This is a genomic window from Cyanobium sp. Tous-M-B4 (genome assembly GCF_024345395.1).
Lineage (GTDB): Bacteria > Cyanobacteriota > Cyanobacteriia > PCC-6307 > Cyanobiaceae > Cyanobium_A.
In genome coordinates, this window is record NZ_JAGQBA010000007.1 from 35845 (window position 1) to 51829 (window position 15985).

The 15985-nt window shown below is 59.1% G+C and carries 19 protein-coding genes; 10 read left to right on the forward strand and 9 right to left on the reverse strand.

The window, feature by feature from the left end:
- Positions 1-231 precede the first annotated feature (231 nt).
- Positions 232-1593 carry a HEAT repeat domain-containing protein gene (locus tag KBY73_RS13340; RefSeq protein ID WP_254937575.1) on the reverse strand — a complete coding sequence of 454 codons (1362 nt, stop codon included), beginning with the start codon at positions 1591-1593 and terminating at the stop codon, positions 232-234.
- 417 nt (positions 1594-2010) lie between these two features.
- Positions 2011-2439 (reverse strand): DUF2656 family protein, encoded by a 429-nt coding sequence (locus tag KBY73_RS13345; protein WP_254937576.1) that lies wholly within the window; start codon positions 2437-2439, stop codon positions 2011-2013.
- A 73-nt stretch (positions 2440-2512) separates the two neighbouring features.
- On the opposite strand from KBY73_RS13345, the gene KBY73_RS13350 reads away from it, so the two are divergent.
- Positions 2513-3403 carry a HEAT repeat domain-containing protein gene (locus KBY73_RS13350; RefSeq protein WP_254937577.1) on the forward strand — a complete coding sequence of 297 codons (891 nt, stop codon included), beginning with the start codon at positions 2513-2515 and terminating at the stop codon, positions 3401-3403.
- A gap of 19 nt (positions 3404-3422) precedes the next feature.
- Here KBY73_RS13350 and KBY73_RS13355 read toward each other — a convergent pair whose 3' ends face one another.
- The 3 genes from KBY73_RS13355 to cpeB form a co-directional block, all read right to left on the reverse strand.
- Positions 3423-4037 carry a HEAT repeat domain-containing protein gene (locus KBY73_RS13355; RefSeq protein WP_254937578.1) on the reverse strand — a complete coding sequence of 205 codons (615 nt, stop codon included), beginning with the start codon at positions 4035-4037 and terminating at the stop codon, positions 3423-3425.
- A 99-nt stretch (positions 4038-4136) separates the two neighbouring features.
- Positions 4137-4631 carry a class 1 C-phycoerythrin subunit alpha gene (gene cpeA, locus KBY73_RS13360; RefSeq protein WP_106632843.1) on the reverse strand — a complete coding sequence of 165 codons (495 nt, stop codon included), beginning with the start codon at positions 4629-4631 and terminating at the stop codon, positions 4137-4139.
- A gap of 61 nt (positions 4632-4692) precedes the next feature.
- Complete coding sequence (gene cpeB / locus KBY73_RS13365) at positions 4693-5253, reverse strand: class 1 C-phycoerythrin subunit beta (protein WP_197148055.1); 561 nt, start codon at positions 5251-5253, stop codon at positions 4693-4695.
- Positions 5254-5623: 370 nt separating this feature from the next.
- On the opposite strand from cpeB, the gene KBY73_RS13370 reads away from it, so the two are divergent.
- Genes KBY73_RS13370 through KBY73_RS13385 form a run of 4 tightly spaced genes read left to right on the forward strand, consistent with a single transcriptional unit; the run spans position 5624 to position 8019 of the window.
- Complete coding sequence (locus KBY73_RS13370) at positions 5624-5878, forward strand: hypothetical protein (protein ID WP_254937579.1); 255 nt, start codon at positions 5624-5626, stop codon at positions 5876-5878.
- A 49-nt stretch (positions 5879-5927) separates the two neighbouring features.
- A complete protein-coding gene (locus KBY73_RS13375; protein WP_254937580.1) occupies positions 5928-6497 on the forward strand; it encodes a phycobiliprotein lyase in 570 nt (189 codons plus the stop codon).
- Between the two features lie 26 nt (positions 6498-6523).
- On the forward strand, positions 6524-7231 hold the full coding sequence (locus tag KBY73_RS13380; protein WP_254937581.1) for a 15,16-dihydrobiliverdin:ferredoxin oxidoreductase: 708 nt from the start codon (positions 6524-6526) through the stop codon (positions 7229-7231).
- Positions 7228-8019: a phycoerythrobilin:ferredoxin oxidoreductase gene (locus tag KBY73_RS13385; protein ID WP_254937582.1), complete on the forward strand. Its 792-nt coding sequence runs from the start codon at positions 7228-7230 to the stop codon at positions 8017-8019. Before KBY73_RS13380 ends, KBY73_RS13385 begins: the two co-directional genes overlap by 4 nt.
- An 8-nt stretch (positions 8020-8027) precedes the next feature.
- Here the strand turns inward: KBY73_RS13385 and hemH are convergent, their stop codons facing one another.
- On the reverse strand, positions 8028-9203 hold the full coding sequence (gene hemH / locus KBY73_RS13390; protein ID WP_254937583.1) for a ferrochelatase: 1176 nt from the start codon (positions 9201-9203) through the stop codon (positions 8028-8030).
- A gap of 168 nt (positions 9204-9371) precedes the next feature.
- Between hemH and KBY73_RS13395 the strand changes: the two genes are divergently transcribed.
- Positions 9372-10202, forward strand: coding sequence for a hypothetical protein (locus tag KBY73_RS13395; RefSeq protein WP_254937584.1), 831 nt, complete (start codon positions 9372-9374; stop codon positions 10200-10202).
- Here the strand turns inward: KBY73_RS13395 and KBY73_RS13400 are convergent.
- Complete coding sequence (locus tag KBY73_RS13400) at positions 10181-11098, reverse strand: NAD-dependent epimerase/dehydratase family protein (protein WP_254937585.1); 918 nt, start codon at positions 11096-11098, stop codon at positions 10181-10183. The genes KBY73_RS13395 and KBY73_RS13400 overlap by 22 nt on opposite strands.
- 132 nt (positions 11099-11230) lie before the next feature.
- Between KBY73_RS13400 and KBY73_RS13405 the strand changes: the two genes are divergently transcribed.
- Complete coding sequence (locus KBY73_RS13405; protein ID WP_254937586.1) at positions 11231-11473, forward strand: hypothetical protein; 243 nt, start codon at positions 11231-11233, stop codon at positions 11471-11473.
- Between the two features lie 27 nt (positions 11474-11500).
- Here the strand turns inward: KBY73_RS13405 and KBY73_RS13410 are convergent, their stop codons facing one another.
- Positions 11501-12214: a heme oxygenase (biliverdin-producing) gene (locus KBY73_RS13410; protein ID WP_254937587.1), complete on the reverse strand. Its 714-nt coding sequence runs from the start codon at positions 12212-12214 to the stop codon at positions 11501-11503.
- Between the two features lie 193 nt (positions 12215-12407).
- Between KBY73_RS13410 and KBY73_RS13415 the strand changes: the two genes are divergently transcribed.
- From KBY73_RS13415 to KBY73_RS13425, 3 genes are read left to right on the forward strand one after another with little or no spacing between them, the layout of a single operon-like run.
- Positions 12408-13235, forward strand: coding sequence for a HEAT repeat domain-containing protein (locus KBY73_RS13415; RefSeq protein ID WP_254937588.1), 828 nt, complete (start codon positions 12408-12410; stop codon positions 13233-13235).
- 2 nt (positions 13236-13237) lie between these two features.
- A complete protein-coding gene (locus KBY73_RS13420) occupies positions 13238-13876 on the forward strand; it encodes a HEAT repeat domain-containing protein (protein ID WP_254937589.1) in 639 nt (212 codons plus the stop codon).
- Positions 13873-14346 carry a low molecular weight protein-tyrosine-phosphatase gene (locus KBY73_RS13425; RefSeq protein ID WP_254937590.1) on the forward strand — a complete coding sequence of 158 codons (474 nt, stop codon included), beginning with the start codon at positions 13873-13875 and terminating at the stop codon, positions 14344-14346. Before KBY73_RS13420 ends, KBY73_RS13425 begins: the two co-directional genes overlap by 4 nt.
- On the opposite strand, the gene KBY73_RS13430 is transcribed toward KBY73_RS13425, so the two are convergent.
- Positions 14343-15905 carry a bifunctional pantoate--beta-alanine ligase/(d)CMP kinase gene (locus KBY73_RS13430; protein ID WP_254937591.1) on the reverse strand — a complete coding sequence of 521 codons (1563 nt, stop codon included), beginning with the start codon at positions 15903-15905 and terminating at the stop codon, positions 14343-14345. The genes KBY73_RS13425 and KBY73_RS13430 overlap by 4 nt on opposite strands.
- Positions 15906-15985 lie beyond the last annotated feature (80 nt).

A 15985-nucleotide genomic window follows, 5' to 3' on the forward strand; every position in this document is an offset into this window, starting at 1 on the left:
GCACCTAATTTGCAAAGGCCAAGACTTTATTTTTGAAACAATTGACCATAGTCAGCTTGAGCGTTTTGAAGACTGCCTAAATATGCTTGATGGGCACGTGCGGTCTGTACGAGCAATTGGAAACTGGCCCATGGGGCCCCGTCGAACATTCAAGATTCTGAGAGCTGAAGCAGCTGTGCCGAGGCCCAAAGGCCTGGAAATTCAACGCTACTGGGCAGAGCGTGGGTCCTTTCAAACCCGGTTTTCGGAGATAAGCAATTGACGCCTGCAATCCACAAAAATATCGGGATCCTGCACGGCCAAAGCATTCTGCAAGAGCTGAAATATTTCATGGTTATTCCCATCATCAATTGAATCAAGCCCAATTAATGTAGCATAACGTAACTCCCAGCTTGGTGTGAAATCGGAGGCCAAAAGCTGCGGCACACTTTTGCACCATATATCAGGAAAATGTTTATTCAAAGCTAAGCAAGCAGCCGCTCTTGACTTACCAAATTGCGGGCGCTTGCTGTTCATCGCTTCCAGCAGCAATGCCTTAATGACAGGTATGGCAGCGCCAGGCCAGAAGTCCACACTGCCAAAAAGCTGAATGAAGAAATAGTGAGCACCATAATCATTATAAGCATCCTCCTGCCATCGCTTCCAGAAAACAGGCCAGAGCTCCTCTGCTGGCCTATGTTTCAATGTGGAAAGTGCTAAGTAGCAACGGCTAAAGTCAGTGCCAAAAAACTCATCAAATAAAAATAATATGCTAGGTTCAGTGTCGTAGCAGTGCGCCAAGAGCAAATCTTCTGGCTGATCCCACATCAGCGAATCTAAACAAGTAAGCAGGTCAAGTCCTGCGTGTGATTTATCTTGGCCAGGCCAGAGTGTGCGCAGAGCTCGCATCCTGAACACAGGGGACACGGGCGCCTTGAGGATCGAGGGCAATAGATATGAAGCCCGACAGTCAATTAAATCCTGAATCGCCGACTGCCGGTCCATTTGGTTCGGCAGGGTCAGGTGGTCTTCCAACTCTTTAAGGCGACTACTATCGCCACTAAGCTGTGCAACCCCGGCTAAGGCAGCACCGCGAACCCCTGGATTCGCTTCATCTTGCAGCGATTGAAGTACGGGTAAGGCAGCATGCACCTCTAACCCGGCAAGAGCCTGGATGAGAACCCTGCGGCTCTGGCTTGGATCATTGAGTAGCAGGCACATCGCCTCATGGAATTCAACATCCTGGCAATTGAGCTGAAGAAGGGCCCAGGCGGCATTTTCAACGAGGTAGTGATCGTTGCTCCTAAGGCAACGCCCAATGCTGGGGATGGCCCGTTGAACCCCAAGCCGGCCCAAAACTTCGACCGCTTTGCGGCGCGCAAGGTTAACCGCCTGTTCGCCAGAAGAATTATCAATAAGCCGCAATAAAGCTTGCTCCGTTTTATCGCCGGGGAAGTTAACGAGATGGGCGGCCGCCATGTAGTAGTCGCTGGCAGAATCAAGCGAGTCAAGAGATTGCTCAAGAATCGCTAGCGCATCATGGTGGCTGAGCCCGGGATGGATATTGTCGTAACTGTTGCTGGAGCTTGACAAAATACTGTCCTCAGAAGTCAAAGTGGACGCGGCTGTGGAGCTCAAAGGAGAGCTGCTTCCAACTCTGATAGCCGGCAGGGCGAGAGCGCTGAAAGTTTAAGAGTTATGTGTCTTGATGCAACCCAGCCAGGAAGCGTTCAATATGAGCCCATCTAAATTAGATGCACAATGGGACCCCATCAATGTGGTGCACTTCTTCTTGTTACAAGCATCAAATCTGAAACTCCCCAGAGGGTTGCTCAGAAGCTGCGAGTTCCGCTCCATATGCTTAGCCAGACTATGCAGCAACTACACCAGAACGGAATCCCAGTTTCGTCGGTGGGCCTGATGGAGGCGGCCAACTCGTTTTCCAGAGTGGCAACCAAAGCTGCCATGGAGCCAGGCGAATCACCCAAGCCTGGACAGCAATCACCTCGCCGCCGCCGCAAATAGCCCAGCTCAGCCTTGAACCTCGAACACACCATCAGGAGCACGCCCCTGCTTAAGCAGTTCCCAGTTGATCGACTGAAGGAAAGCTGCGCTGTTCAGAGTCTCCACCACATCGACCCCCCAGTCACTCTGCTGCAGCAACGCTCCAGGGGCGCCCTGGCCGTCCTTGCGCCCACCCAAGGCCAACAGCTGGCAATCATGATCAGTGGCCCCTGCAGAGCAGCGAAGCTGTCGCCAGGCCAGGAGTACGGCATTGGCCAAATCGATGGGCAGCAGATCGGCTTCCACCTGAACCAACCAGTGAGGGTGGCTGACTGCCTGAACCTGGACATCGGTGGACAGGTGTGCAACGAGGCCAGCCGCCAGATCGGCCGAATTCAGGCCCTTCAGGTTGTCGGAAACCACCTGAAGGTTGTGGGAGAGCAAAAAGCGTGTCATGTCCTGATCTTGTTAAGCCCACCATAGGAACGCCGCGGCTATCCCTGATAATTTTGTTCGATAGGAGCGACCCTTGTCTACCGAGCTGTCCGCTACCCCCGCATCTGGCATCCAGCAACTGAGCGTTGAGGAAGCCAACATTCTGGCTGCAGAGCTTCGTTCCCAACTTCGTCAGGGGCTAGTTCCTTCATCCGACAGCCCCGCGATTGAGCGCATGGTGGCCGGTCTCGGCGATACCAGGGGCTTGATGCGGCTCACCTTTGCCGAAAGCCTTGGAGCAGTAGGTGCTGCGGCGGTGCCAACACTCTGCCGTGCGTTGCGGACTCACGAAAATGTCACCGTTCGCCGCGCTGCAGCGAAAACTCTGACCCTGATTGCAGATCCAGCTGCCTTGCCCGTTTTACTGGAAACCCTGCTCTCAGATTCGGATCCCGTCGTGCAGGGATCAGCTGTAGGAGCGATGGCTGCAGTCGGCGACCAGGCTCTCGATCCACTCTTCTCAGTGCTCGTTCATCCAAAAGCTTCGGCCATGCAGCAGGGGCTGGCCAGCTGGGGGATCGCTTTTATCGGCGCCAAGGCGCCCGAAGCACTGCGCCAAGCAGCCAGCTCGCCGGATGCCAGGGTAAGAGCGGCAGCGATAGCAGCTCTCGGCGAACAGATCCAGGCGTTGGGGGATGACCAGGCGAGACAGCTGCTCCTAACCGCGCTGGATGACCTGGACTCCGAGGTGCGGGCAGAAGCTGCAACGCTGATGGGGAAGTTGCAGGAGCCAGAATGGGCCTGCCCGCGCCTGCTCCCGCTGCTCACCGACTCGGAAGAACAGGTCCGCAAAAACGCTGCTCTATCGCTGATGAAGCTAGGGGCCAAGGATGCATTGCCTGCCTTAAAAGCAAGTGTGGAGCAGGAAGAACAACCTGGTGTCAGATTAGTGCTGGATCTAGCAATCAGTCAGCTGAGCAAGTGAGGATGGCAATCGTCTCGCGTCAGCCCGGCTGAGGTTGACGGGCATGCAGGTCCCTAATTCGAGCGAGGGCTGATTCAAGCGTCTCGCGCACATAACTGTCTAGCTGTGGTTGGTTCTGCAGATCTCTAAGAGTCCGTTCGATTGCAGGATCATCAATCTGGGCGAGCGCATTGACAGCTGCTACCGCCTGGGCTGGATTATCTCCACCCACCACTCTCAGCAACAGCGGCACCGCCTGCCCACCCACCTGCCCAAGGGCCATCACCGTAGCTACAGCCACAACCGGTGAGTCGTCGCCAAGCGCCTCCTCGAGGGCCTGCATAGCAGGATCAGGGAAATGTATCCCAGGCTGGTTTGAAGCCACCTGGGCATAGGCCTTGACGCAGCTAGCGCGGATAGTGCTGTCCGTGCTGGCCTTAAGAAGATCCGCTAATGGCAGCAGGGCTGCTGCGCCAAAGGCGCCAATACCACGTACAGAAGCCCTGCGTAAAGCTATATCCGATTGGGCCAATAAACCAAGCAGTCGAGGCAGAGCTTGCTGAGGCCAATCCCTGACCATAGCTATAAAAGCCTGGCTTTGAATATAAGGATTGGGGTGAGCAAGGTCATCAAACAAGATATCCAATGCTTCCATTTCCATCCAAGAGAGGGGGTGGGAGAGGGCTCATTTTCTCACAAAAAAGGAGGCCCGAAGGCCTCCGTGGTTTGTCCTCAACAATTAATCAGAAACTGATCAGGAGAGGGCGTTGATTGCGTAATCAAGGTACGACTTCAACTCATTGAGAGCCTGGGGGCTCATGTCACGAGGGGAGCAAGCCCGATCGCGGGTGAAGGTGAGAGCTTCCACGTAAGCAGCGGTAGGCAGACGCAGGGTGCGGTACACCTCACGGGCTCCGGCAATGCCCCACTCATCGAGAGGGCCGGTGCCGCCCACAACCAGGCAGTAGTTGATCAGACGCAGATAGTGAGCGATGTCGCGGTAGCACTTGTCCACCTTGACCTGATTCTCACCAGCTTCGCCGGCTTGCTTGAGGTAGGGATACTTGCTGAAGCAGGCGTCACCAGCTTCCTTCGTCACTTTGTCCAGGCCGGCAGCCAGCTTTTCAGCAGCTTCAAGACGAGCAGTAGCTCGCTGAATGTTGCCCTGAACAGCTTCTAGGTCGTTCTGGGAGGGGAAGCGACCAGCGGCATCAGCGGCGGTCACAACAGTGGTCACAACAGACTTCATCGTGAAGATCCTCGTTTAATTGAGTTGTAGTGGTTTAAAAAAAGCAATCTCTTCGGATGAATCAGCTGAGGCCGCTGATCACACGGTCAAAGTAGGTAGCAGCTTCAGCCACTAGAGCGGAGCAGTCGCCCTGAACGGTTTCCATCTTGCGGAAACGGGTTTCCACAGGGTTGGTACCGCTGGTGTTTGTCTCGTTAATGTGAGCCGTGGAAGAAGCCTTCATGATGGCCACAGCGCGGGCGGCAGACTGAAGGGGAACGCCCAGAGCGATGTAGGTCTCCTTGAGGCCGTTCAGGCAGCGGTCGTCCAAAACCGAGGCATCGCCAGCCAGCAGCGCGTAGCTGATGTAGCGAAGCACAATTTCGCCGTCGCGCAGGCAGGCGGCCATGCGGCGGTTGGGGTAGCAGTTGCCACCAGCCTGGATCAGGCCAGTGTTTTCGCAGATCATGCCGGTGACTGCATCTGAAACGATGCAGGAGGCATTGCTGGTGATGGCGTTAACAGCGTCTAGACGCTTATTTCCCTCAGCAACATAGTTACGGAGAGCAGCGAGCTCACCGCCTCCAATTGGGGCAGTCTTCGAATCTGCGCTGACGACAGCGCGTGAAAAGGCGTCGAGCATGGGAAAGGGACCAGGGGTGCTTGTGCTCAGCCAGTTGACAGCCAGTGAAGATCGTTAGATCTGTTTAGGTCTGCATGGCTTAGCTGCCTCTCGGGGAAGGCGTAAGGGGAAACTACGGTCATCTCCCTCCTCAGGACCCCGATCAAAGCAATCATGCAAACTTTCGTCATCCATCGCGGTCGGACTTAAAAAGGCAGCGCTGGCAAAGGGTTTTGGCAAGGGGAGGGCACGCACTCCCGCCCAATCGCGGAACAAAGCACCAGGAGATTTATCTTTTCTTCCATATTCACCATGGATGCGGTCCATTTGAAGCTGCTCTAGTGGATCGCAGCGGTCGACTCCGTATGCTGACATTCGCCCAATTCAACCCATGACCGACGGCACCACCGCTCGCGCCGACACGTCTGCAATCAACGCATCCGATCCCAGCCGGCAGGAGTTGGAGGAGTCGATTGATCAGCTAGCGGCCTACCGCGATCGACTCATCAAAGATGTGATCGGAATGGGTCAGAGACTGAAGCTTCCTCAGAAGCAAGTGGAATTCACCCTGGCTCAGCATCCCGAGCTGCAGAAGCTAGAAGCAATTCTGGCTCAGCTTGAAGCCCAGAAGTCCGAACAGGACTAACTCCCATCCCCCTCACCCGCCCGTGGCACCCGTGGACCCAGCCCGAACGATGGATCAGTTCTTGGCGGCCAGTCGAGGGGCCTGGCTAACGCGACGGGCTGTGCACCACCTCGACCACCAAGATGATGAATTCGGCGATTCCAATCTTGTGATCGAGCCCTTCTCCGCTGAGGATCCAGCCGTCGAACAGATATGCCTAGCTCTCAATATCAACCCTCATCTAGCAGCAGGAGGGGCCCGTTTCTGGTGGGAGAGCAATCTAAAACCCCTAGCCAGAACAGAAGATCAAGCGGCTGTATTAATAGATATCCCTCTGGCAGGAGATCCCTCTCAGGGTTTCCTGGTCCGTGACAAGGGCTACGTGGAGAAGCAGCCCGTCCTCAGTCAATACACCTTTTCCAGCGATGGCGTCATGACCGTTACCACGCGCTACGACAGCAATGTCGGCACGGAACGCTGCTGGTTCGTCACGGATCAGGTGCGCATGAGGGTGAGCTCGGTGCAGTGCCTCGATGGGGTGTCGATGACCACCTACTGCACGGAGCTTCGTTGCCCCTCCGACGCAACTCTGCAGTCGCTTCGGGAAAGCGCCGATTCCCTGGCCGCCGGTTTCAGTTAACCCACCCTGCTCCTGAGCGCTCCGAGATGTTCGACCCTTTTTTGCAAGAGCTCAATAGTAGGCTGGAACGGTCTGGAGCGCAGCCCATTGCCCCACCAGATGGGCTCGCTGAATGTCGCTCCCTGAAGAGGCAGAGCGTGATCCAAAGCTGGCTCTGGCAGGTGCCGGGTTTCCGGCGCTGGCGGGTGACCAGGATGGACGCGGGGGACAGCCTGCAAGTGCTGAATTCGGTGGCCTATCCCGAATACAACAACGATCAGCCCCTGATGGGAATCGATCTTCTTTGGTTCGGCACCCGCGGCAAGCTGGTCGCAGTGCTTGATTTTCAGCCCCTACTGCAAGATCAGAATTATCTTGATACCTATTATCAAGGCCTAAAAGAACTTATTTCTCGCCACCCGGATCTTCACGGTGCTGAGGCCATGCGCTCATTTGATCCAAACCAATATTTTTCGCCCTGGCTGCTGTTCTGCCGTGGAGGTGCTGAGGAGGCGCAGGAATCGTTGCCTAGGGCTTTCACTGCCTTTCTCGACTGCTACTGGCAGCTCAGCGCCGAAGCCAGCCAACGCACTTCCATAGTTACAGCAGAAAGGGTTAAAACCCTGCAAGAGGCATACGATGTCTACAGCGCCGAAAGAGATCCGGCTCATGGCCTTTTTAGCAGCCACTTCGGTAAGGCCTGGTCGGATCGTTTTCTGCACGAGTTCCTCTTCCCATCTAGCCCGCAGCAATGACAGCACCGCAAAGCTGCAGCCTTGATCAGGTCAGAATCGCCGGTTGGCGTTGGCAGCCCTTTCTTGATCATGCGGTCGACATGCTTCAGGCGTTGCAGCCAGCCGCCTACCCCGTGCCCGAGCAGTTTCTGCAAAAAACCGGATCCACCGGTTCGAAAGCACAGCCGGTAGTTGTGCAAACTGCAACCTGGGCCTGTCGAACCAGCAAGCTTCGCCAGGTGAGGGCCGCCTGTGTGGAAGCGGGACCAGCAGCGTCCGTGCTGAACCTAGTTATCAATCCCGACTGCCGTTTTGATCTGCCTTTCTTCGGAGCCGATTTGGTCACGCTGCCCTCAGGCCATCTGCTAGCCCTTGACCTGCAGCCAGTTGACCGCAGCGATTCCCTCCATACCCAACCTGTCTGGGATCGATTACTCCCAATTTTTAACAGCTGGAAGCCTCACTTGCCCGATGGCGGGCCCATTCCTGCCGAGGCGGAACCTTACTTTTCGCCTGCATTTCTCTGGACCCGTCTACCTCTGGGTGCAGCCTCCGATGAGCTGATCGCCACCGTTATATTTCAAGCCTTTGCTGAGTATTTAAAGCTTTATTTACAGCTCGTGGATGAAGCACCCCCCGTAGCAGACGATCGCTCAGCAATATTGCTCGAGGGCCAACGCCGCTACACCAGCTATCGGGCAGAGAAAGATCCGGCAAGAGGGATGCTCAGCCGCTTTCACGGCGCGGAATGGACCGAGACATATATCCATGAGGTGTTGTTCGATCTAGGCAGACACTATCCCGAGTAAAAAGAAGATCAAAGCAGGCCTATGGCGTGAAGAGGCCCACTTCCACTGATCAGCTCCACTAGAAAAGCGGAGAATCCGACCATAGCTAAGCGGCCATTCCACACTTCTGAGCTGTTGTTCCAGCCCCAAGCCCACTTGTCTTGGGGGTAGAGCTTCACAGTGCTAGGCAAAGCCGCCGCCTGGTCAAGATTCACTTCGGGCCCATCCAGGGCCTGCTGGACAAGTCGCGCAAGCCCCTGGATGAACGCAGGGTTGGTGTCAAGCGCCGGCACACGCCGAAAATTTGTGATGCCCGACTCGAAAGCCAGCTTGCGGTACTCGATGTCGATCTCTTCAAGGGTCTCGATGTGCTCGCTCACAAAACTGATCGGCACAACCACCAGATCCTTCACACCCTGCCGCCCTAGCTCCGCCAATGCCTCGTCGGTGTAGGGCTTGAGCCACTCCACAGGACCCACCCGGCTCTGATAAGCAAGGGTGAAAGAGTTGCTGTGGCCCAATGTGGCCTCCAACTTCTCGATGATCAGCCGGGCGCAGGTTTCGATCTCCCCTTGGTAGGGATCGCCCGCTTCTTCCACGTAGCTCTTAGGAACACCGTGGGCGCTGAAGAACACGTGGGCGCTGTCAGGGTCCGGGCAGGCCTGGATCTCACGGGCGATCAGCCCGGCCATGGCGTCGATATAGCCCTGGTCATCGTGGTAGCTGCGGATGCATCGAATCGGCAAAGCTGCAAAGACAGGATCAGCCTGACGAAGACGCTGAAGCTCCCTAAAGCTGGAACCGCTGGTGCTAATCGAGAAGTGAGGGTAAAGAGGCAGCACCACCACCTCGTCCACATCGTCGGCTTTGATGTCTGCCACCGCCGATTCGGTAAAGGGGTGCCAGTAGCGCATCGCCACGTAGCTGGTGGCCTCGATCCCAAGCAGGCGCAGGGCACTCTGTAGCTCCCGAGCCTGCTGCTCGGTGATTCGCCGCAGTGGTGAGCCCCCGCCGATTGAACGATAAGCCTCCTGCGACTTGCTCGCCCGCAGGCTGCTGATCAGCCAAGCCAGTGGTTTCTGAAGGGCCGGGATGGGTAGCCGGATGATCTCCGGATCCGAGAAGAGGTTGTAGAGGAAAGGGCCGACGTCCTGGATGCGCTCCGGACCCCCGAGGTTCAGCAGGAGCACACCTACCTTGGCCATGGCTTGGCGATCATGAGGCCAAACATCACCTTACGTCTACAACTGCTGGCAACTGCACTCGCTCGGTTGAATAAGAAACGTTTAGGGACACGCCCTCACAACCAAGCCGTTCGACCGGCGCACATCAGCTAGACGATTCTGGAAAACCCGACTACCGAACTGAAGACGATGGAAGGTTCAGACAATCACGCCAAAGCAGCAGCTGATCGGCAATGGAACCTCATGCGCGCCAGCTTTGATGGCGACTGGAAGGGAATAACCACCTGGTATGGCCGCAACGGCCATGGCATGAACCTGAAGCAGGGCAGCGCTAACCCGGAGGCCTCGCTTTACTCCATCCGCTTCTCGGATGCGCACACGGGTGAATGGCATGGAACCGGCCTGCGATTCGCGCCCGGTGGAGAACGCCGCTTCCCCCTATATCGGCACAATTACAACCTCGGCCATAACTGCTGGCATTTTCCGCAGACGGCGGGCCAGTCGAGCCTGGAAATGGCCGGCAGCAGCGCCCGTGCTGGGCATGAAGTGAACTTCTTCAGCGGTCGAAGTCGTTCGATGCTGGTGGCGCTTTACCAGCAACAACCTGATGGTCAGATGCTGCTGGACTCAATCGCCGCCACACCCTTCCGTTGCCAACGCACCAGTCCTGACCCCGAACGCGTTCAGTTCCAATCGCTGGAGGCGGTATTCGATACCGTCTTTGGCTGGCAAGGAGTGGAGTCAGTGATCAGACCAGGATTCAATTCTGTAAATGAAACGTCAGATCAGCGGTTGGCACCATTCTGTAGCGAATTATTTATCAAGAATGAAGTGAATGGGCTGTTTACCGATAATTTAATCTGCAGCCTGCCTGAGAGCTTGCCAAAGCATTCATTTAACATCCACTTTGGCTGCATACTGGATCGTCAAAGCTTTGTGCATTTGACAATGGAGTTTGATGCCAATCACAATCTCTTGGCCTGGATAGAGCGCCGATATCAGCCCAACATGCATGGATGAGAGAGGCTGAAGCCAAGCTGCTTAAGCTTCTCATTACTCACCCGCGCATTAAGTATTCGATCGCTGGTGTCTCTGGTCAACCACTTAGCTAGTGGCAGGCCAGCGCGCTCACACAGCCGATCTGTGAGCTCCTGGCCGTTGTACTGGGTGTCATTGACCAGGTTGTAGGTATCATTGAGGCCTTGATCAAAGGCAAAGTTGATACCGCGAACAATGTCGTCGCGGTGAATCCAGCACGGCACATTCAGGCCATTACGCTGCACTAAGCCGCCCGCTGCACTCAGCAACATGGCCGGAATATCGCGTCCAGGCCCGTAAATGCCACCGAGGCGCAACACGCAGACCTTGATCGAGTCGGAGCGGACCGACGCGATCATCTGCTCTGCTCTCACGAGCACGGAATTCACTGGATGATTTGAATCGGTTGGATCGCTCTCACTTGTGAGCGCTCCCTGCCGGTTGCCATACACGCCACAGCTGCTGAGGTGAACAAGCTGCAGTGGCGAGCTGACAGGCCTACGGCTAAGAGTTTCGATCAGCCGCTGCAGGCCGCCAAGAAAGGTCTGCTCGTATTGGCTCAGCTCAACACTGGAACTCTTCGACGGAGCGAAGGACACCAAGATGCCGTCGACATCTGTTGCGAAGTCCAGGCTGCTGGAGGGATCCGTCGAATCAAAAACCAATGGATTCTCGACTAGATCGGCCAGCTCTGGCAAGCGTTCACGCCGGGTTGTGGTGCCCCAAAGTGCGTGCCCCTCCTGCTTCCAGGATTTGGCGACCGCTTCGCCCACGTAGCCACAACCCAGGATTGCGCGACGCTCACCCGAGGGCAGGATCGGGCGCTCTTGGAGAGACAGCAACTGATAGAGGGAGGCCAGATCTGGGGTAGAAGTCATCCCGCAAAGCCCAATCATGAAGTTTTGCAACCCTAGGCCTGTCGGACGTGGGGTTGCGTTGTCACCGCTACGGATGACGCAGCCTGAGCCCTACTCCGTTCTTGTGGCAGCCTGAGCTATCGCCTCAAGCCCATGCCCGTCTATTGCGTCGAAGTGCCTGGGCTACCGCCACTTGCCGTCACTTGCGCCGGCTGCAGCGGAGATGCTTTGCAACTGGCACTAAGGGAGCAGGGACTGGACAACTTCCGTGTGGAGCGGCGCAGCAAGGATGGCCGCCAGTGGTGGTTTCAGGCCAACTTCAAGCCAGGCACCATCGACCCAGACACCACTGGAGGTCTCACCCGGCTGGTGAGCGTTGATCTAATCGAGGACTGATGGGTCCGATCCAAGCGCCGCTAAGCCTCAGGCCGCCACCACTTCGGTGCTGCCCGAGCGCTGACGGCGGGTAAGGAAGCCAAACAGCACCTTGCCAATGGCCGCGATCAGATTGCCTTCCAGTTCCTGGAACATGGTCATGTTCAGGTGGAAGGCGTGGTTGGCCTCCTCCACAATCCGATCGGCCATGGCCTGGTCGATTGGCAGGGCGTCGAGGGTGGTGCGGTAGTTGGCCTTGAAGGCCTTCTCATCGGGGATAGCAGCGAATTCGTAGAAACGCAGGCCATCGTGCTCGCCCAGGCCCATCGCCTTCTGGGCGATGTTCTTGAGGATCTGGCCTCCAGAAAGATCACCGATGTAGCGGGTGTAGTGGTGACCCACCAGCAGCTCCGGGCACTCCAGCGCCACCTGATGCAGCCGCTCTACGTATTGCTGGGCTCCAGGGGTGGGTTTGACCGCATTGCGCCAGTCGCCACCGAAGTAAAAGGCAAGGTCCTGCTCGAGACTTTCGCGCCGGTTCAGCTCAGGAAAGGCCACCGGGCCCACCACCGGATGCTCCCTAAGCCGGCCAAACTCCTCCTCCATCGCGGAGTACACGAAATAAAGATCGGCCACCAGGGTGCGGTAGCTGGCCTTATCCACCACCCCCTTAAGAAAGCAGCTCACGAAGCCGGTGTTCTCCGCCATCGTGTGGGCCTTTTTGGTGCCTTCACGCAGTTGGGAAGCAAGCGCAACAGCCATAGGTGCCGGTCTGAGGAACATGTATGTCGGCAGCAACTTAGGGGGGGCACCCTGGATTGGTTTGCCCCTTTGCGAAGAGTTCACGTCAGTGGTAAGGGCCAGCAATGAGCGTTAGTACTGCGGCTGGCTCTCACTGAGTTAGGAGCCGGGCACTGGCAACATCACTTGGAGCCCGCGTCTCGCGACAGCACCCATGGCCGACGACGACGCCAGCCCCCCCCAGGCAGGCGAACCCATCAGTGAGCAGGAAGCCCTGCACCGGCTCCGCCAGAGCGAAGACTCCTCCCAGCAGTACTACGGAGCTTGGTGGCTGGGCCGGATGCGCAGCCAGCACCCGGAGGCAGTGCCCCTGTTGCAACAAGCCCTGCGGCAACGCCGGCCCAGGGATAGCGGGGCCGGCGTGGAGGAGAACGCAGTAGCCCGCAATGCCGCCCGCGCCCTCGGCAAACTGGCTCCAGCAGCACAAGCGGCCATCCCCGACCTGCTCGACACCCTGCAGGATGCCGACGACGGACTACGGGAAGCGGCCGCTCGAGCCCTGGGCCAACTCGCAGCCAGCGAAGCCATTGAGGCTCTCTGCGAGAGGCTAGCCAGCGGCCCCGCCGTGGCCGGCGCCCAGCAGGCCAACAGCCCCCGCCTGGTGGAACCCTGCGAAGCCCTGCTGGAAGCCCTAGGCGACATCGGCGTCAACGAGCCGCGGGTGCTGGCCGTGGTGAAACCCTTCCTCGCCCACGAGCGCCCCCTGATCCGCAGCGCTGCGGCGCGCACCCTGCTGCAATTGAGCGGTGAGGCGCGCTGGGGGGAACTGCTTGTGGACCTACTTGACCATCCCCAGCTGCAGGTGCGTCGGGCAGCCCTGATGGACCTAGGTGCCGCCGGCTGGCGGCCCGGATTTAAAGCCATTGCCGCCACCCTTGCCGAGAACAGTCTGAAATTGATGGCCCTGCGGGGGCTGGTGGAACAGGGCAGCGGCGACCCCGGCGACGAGGCCCTGCTGGCCTGCATGGACGCCTTGCTATGAGCATGGATTCACCGCTGACAGCCCGGATCGCAGCCCTGCAACAGGCCGGTAGTGCCCTGGCCCTATTGCAAGCCACCCAGGAACTGGCCAGCTGCGCCGATGCCAGCGCCGCTCCGGTGCTGGTGGAGGTGTTGGGCTTCAACAACCCCGGTGCGGCGGTAGCCGCCGTGGAGGGGCTGATCAGCCTGGGCACAGCGGCCGTGGATGCCCTGTTGCAGCTCGACCCCGAAAACTACGGGGCCCGGGCCTGGGCCGTGCGCGCCCTAGCCGGCATCGGCGATGTGCGCGGGCTAGAGCTGCTGCTCGATGCCCTCGGCAGCGACGTAGCTGCCAGCGTGCGCCGGGCTGCCGCCAAGGGGCTCGGCCAGCTGCAACTGGACGAGCTCCCCCCTGACCAACAGCAAGCTGTGCGGCGTCAGTGCCTTGGAGCCCTGCTGGCCGCCACCAGCGACGGCGAGTGGGTGGTGCGCTACGCGGTGGCAGTGGGGCTGGAGTTGCTGGCAGCTGGCCTGCCCGCGGCAGGACCGGAGAGGCAGCTGGCCCAACAGGGCCTGCTCACACTCCAGGAAGCGGCTGATGGCAGTCCTCCGGTGGTGCAGAGGCGCGCCAAGTTGGCCCTTTCACGGCTGGGGCTGCAATGAAGAAACGGGTGCTGTTTGTCTGCCTGGGCAACATCTGCCGCTCCCCAGCCGCTGAAGGGGTGTTTTTACACCTGCTGGAGCAATCTCAGGCTGGTGAGCGCTTTGTGGTGGATTCGGCTGGCACCGGGGGCTGGCATGTGGGCAAGGCTGCCGATGCCCGCATGCGCGCAGCGGCCAGCCGCCGCGGCATCCATCTAGCGAGCAAGGCGCGCCAGTTGGAGCTGGCCGACCTCAACCGCTTCGACCACATCCTCACCATGGACGCCAGCAACCTGAGCCAGGTGCAGGCCCTAGCCCAGGAGGCTGGCGGCAGCAGCGTCGCCCGCATCGAGCCCCTGCTCAGCTATCGCAGCCGGTTTGATCTCAGCGAAGTGCCGGATCCCTATTACGGGGGAGACGAGGGGTTTGAGCACGTGCTCGACCTGCTGGAAGACGCCTGCAGCGGCCTGCTGCAGGCCCTAGACGATTAGTTCTCACCAGCGCCCGGCCAGGCCTCCTCCGGAACCCTCTGGCGGAACAGGTCCACCAGAGCCTGAATCACAGCCTCAATGGCCATACCGTCCGTAACCAGCTCCACCGCATCCTCTGCCTGGCACAGCGGCGCCACCTCCCGGCTGGAGTCCTGCTGATCACGGGCAGTTATCTGGGCCTCCAGCTCAGCCAGCGGAGGCACCGCAAAGCCCCGGCTCTCGAGGTCTTGGGCGCGGCGGCGGGCCCGCTCCGCCGCAGTGGCCGTGAGAAAAACCTTGAGCTCAGCGTCTGGGAAAACGGCGGTGCCGATGTCGCGGCCCTCGGCCACCAGCCCCCCCTTGAGCCCCATGGCCTGCTGCTGGGCCGTGAGGGCCTGGCGCACACAGCCGTGGGCAGCCACCAGGGAGACCTGGGCCGTTACCTCCGGGCTGCGAATCGCCTCGGTCACGTCGAAGCCATTGATGCTCACCAACTGCTCGCCGGCGCCGCCGGCACTGAGCTGCAGATCCAGGCCCAGCAGAAGGGGTTCCACAGTCGCCGCATCGGCAGGGTCAGCCCCCTGGCGAAGCACCCACCAGGTGAGGGCCCGGTACATGGCGCCGGTGTCTAGGTAAACCAGGCCCATCTGGCGGGCAAAGGCACGGGTGACGGTGCTCTTGCCCGCCCCCGCTGGTCCATCAATGGCAACGATCGGCAGACGAGACATCAGAAAACAATGGTCGATCAGGCGGCTTGAACCGCAGTGCACCGCAGCGGCGAGCAGGGCCAGGCCTTGCACTTGCTGCAATGGCTCCAGGCTATGGGGAGCCACAAGCTCCACATAATCCACCTTCAGCCCCGCCGCTTCCAGTTGCTGGGCCAGCTGGGAGGTCAGCGCTGTGGCCTGGGAGAGGCCGCCACGCACTTGGGCAGCCGCAGCCGCCAGACCAGCGGGCAGTGCCGCGGCCTGCTGGCGCTGGGAGGGGGAAAGGCGACGGTTGCGGGAGCTGCAAGCGAGCCCATCGGCCTCCCGCACTGTGGGACAGCCCTGAATGCGCAGCGGCAAGCCCAGATCCGCCACCACCCGCCTCAGGATCACCAGCTGCTGCCAATCCTTTTCGCCAAGCAGCAGGAGATGAGGGCGCACCAGGGTTAACAAGCGAATCACCACGGTGGCCACCCCCTCAAAGTGTTGGGGCCGGTTGCGGCCACAGAGCCCCTGGCGCAAAAGCAAAGGCGGCGCCACCCGGGTCAAGCCGGCCTCGCCCCGGGGGTAAATCTCCGCCACGCTGGGAGCAAACAGAGCCGTGGCACCGGCGGCGGCGGCTAGATCAATGTCGGAGCGGAGGTCCCGGGGATAGGACTCGAGATCTTCCCCAGGGCCGAACTGCAGGGGATTGACAAACACACTCAACAACACGGATGGGGGCTGGCCTGACCCTTGCCTCAGTGCCGCTGCCCGGCGAATCAGCTGCTGATGACCCTCGTGCAGGGCCCCCATCGTGGGCACGAAATGCAGGGGGCCCTGCTGCTGCTGCCGCCAGGCGGCTAGGTCTTGGCAAGTTTCGAGCAGGTCCAAGGAAAGAGCGGCGGCGGCCAACAAAAAACCCACCCGCCAGATTGGCGGATGGGCTGATCAAGGGAGCCGGCAGGGCTCAG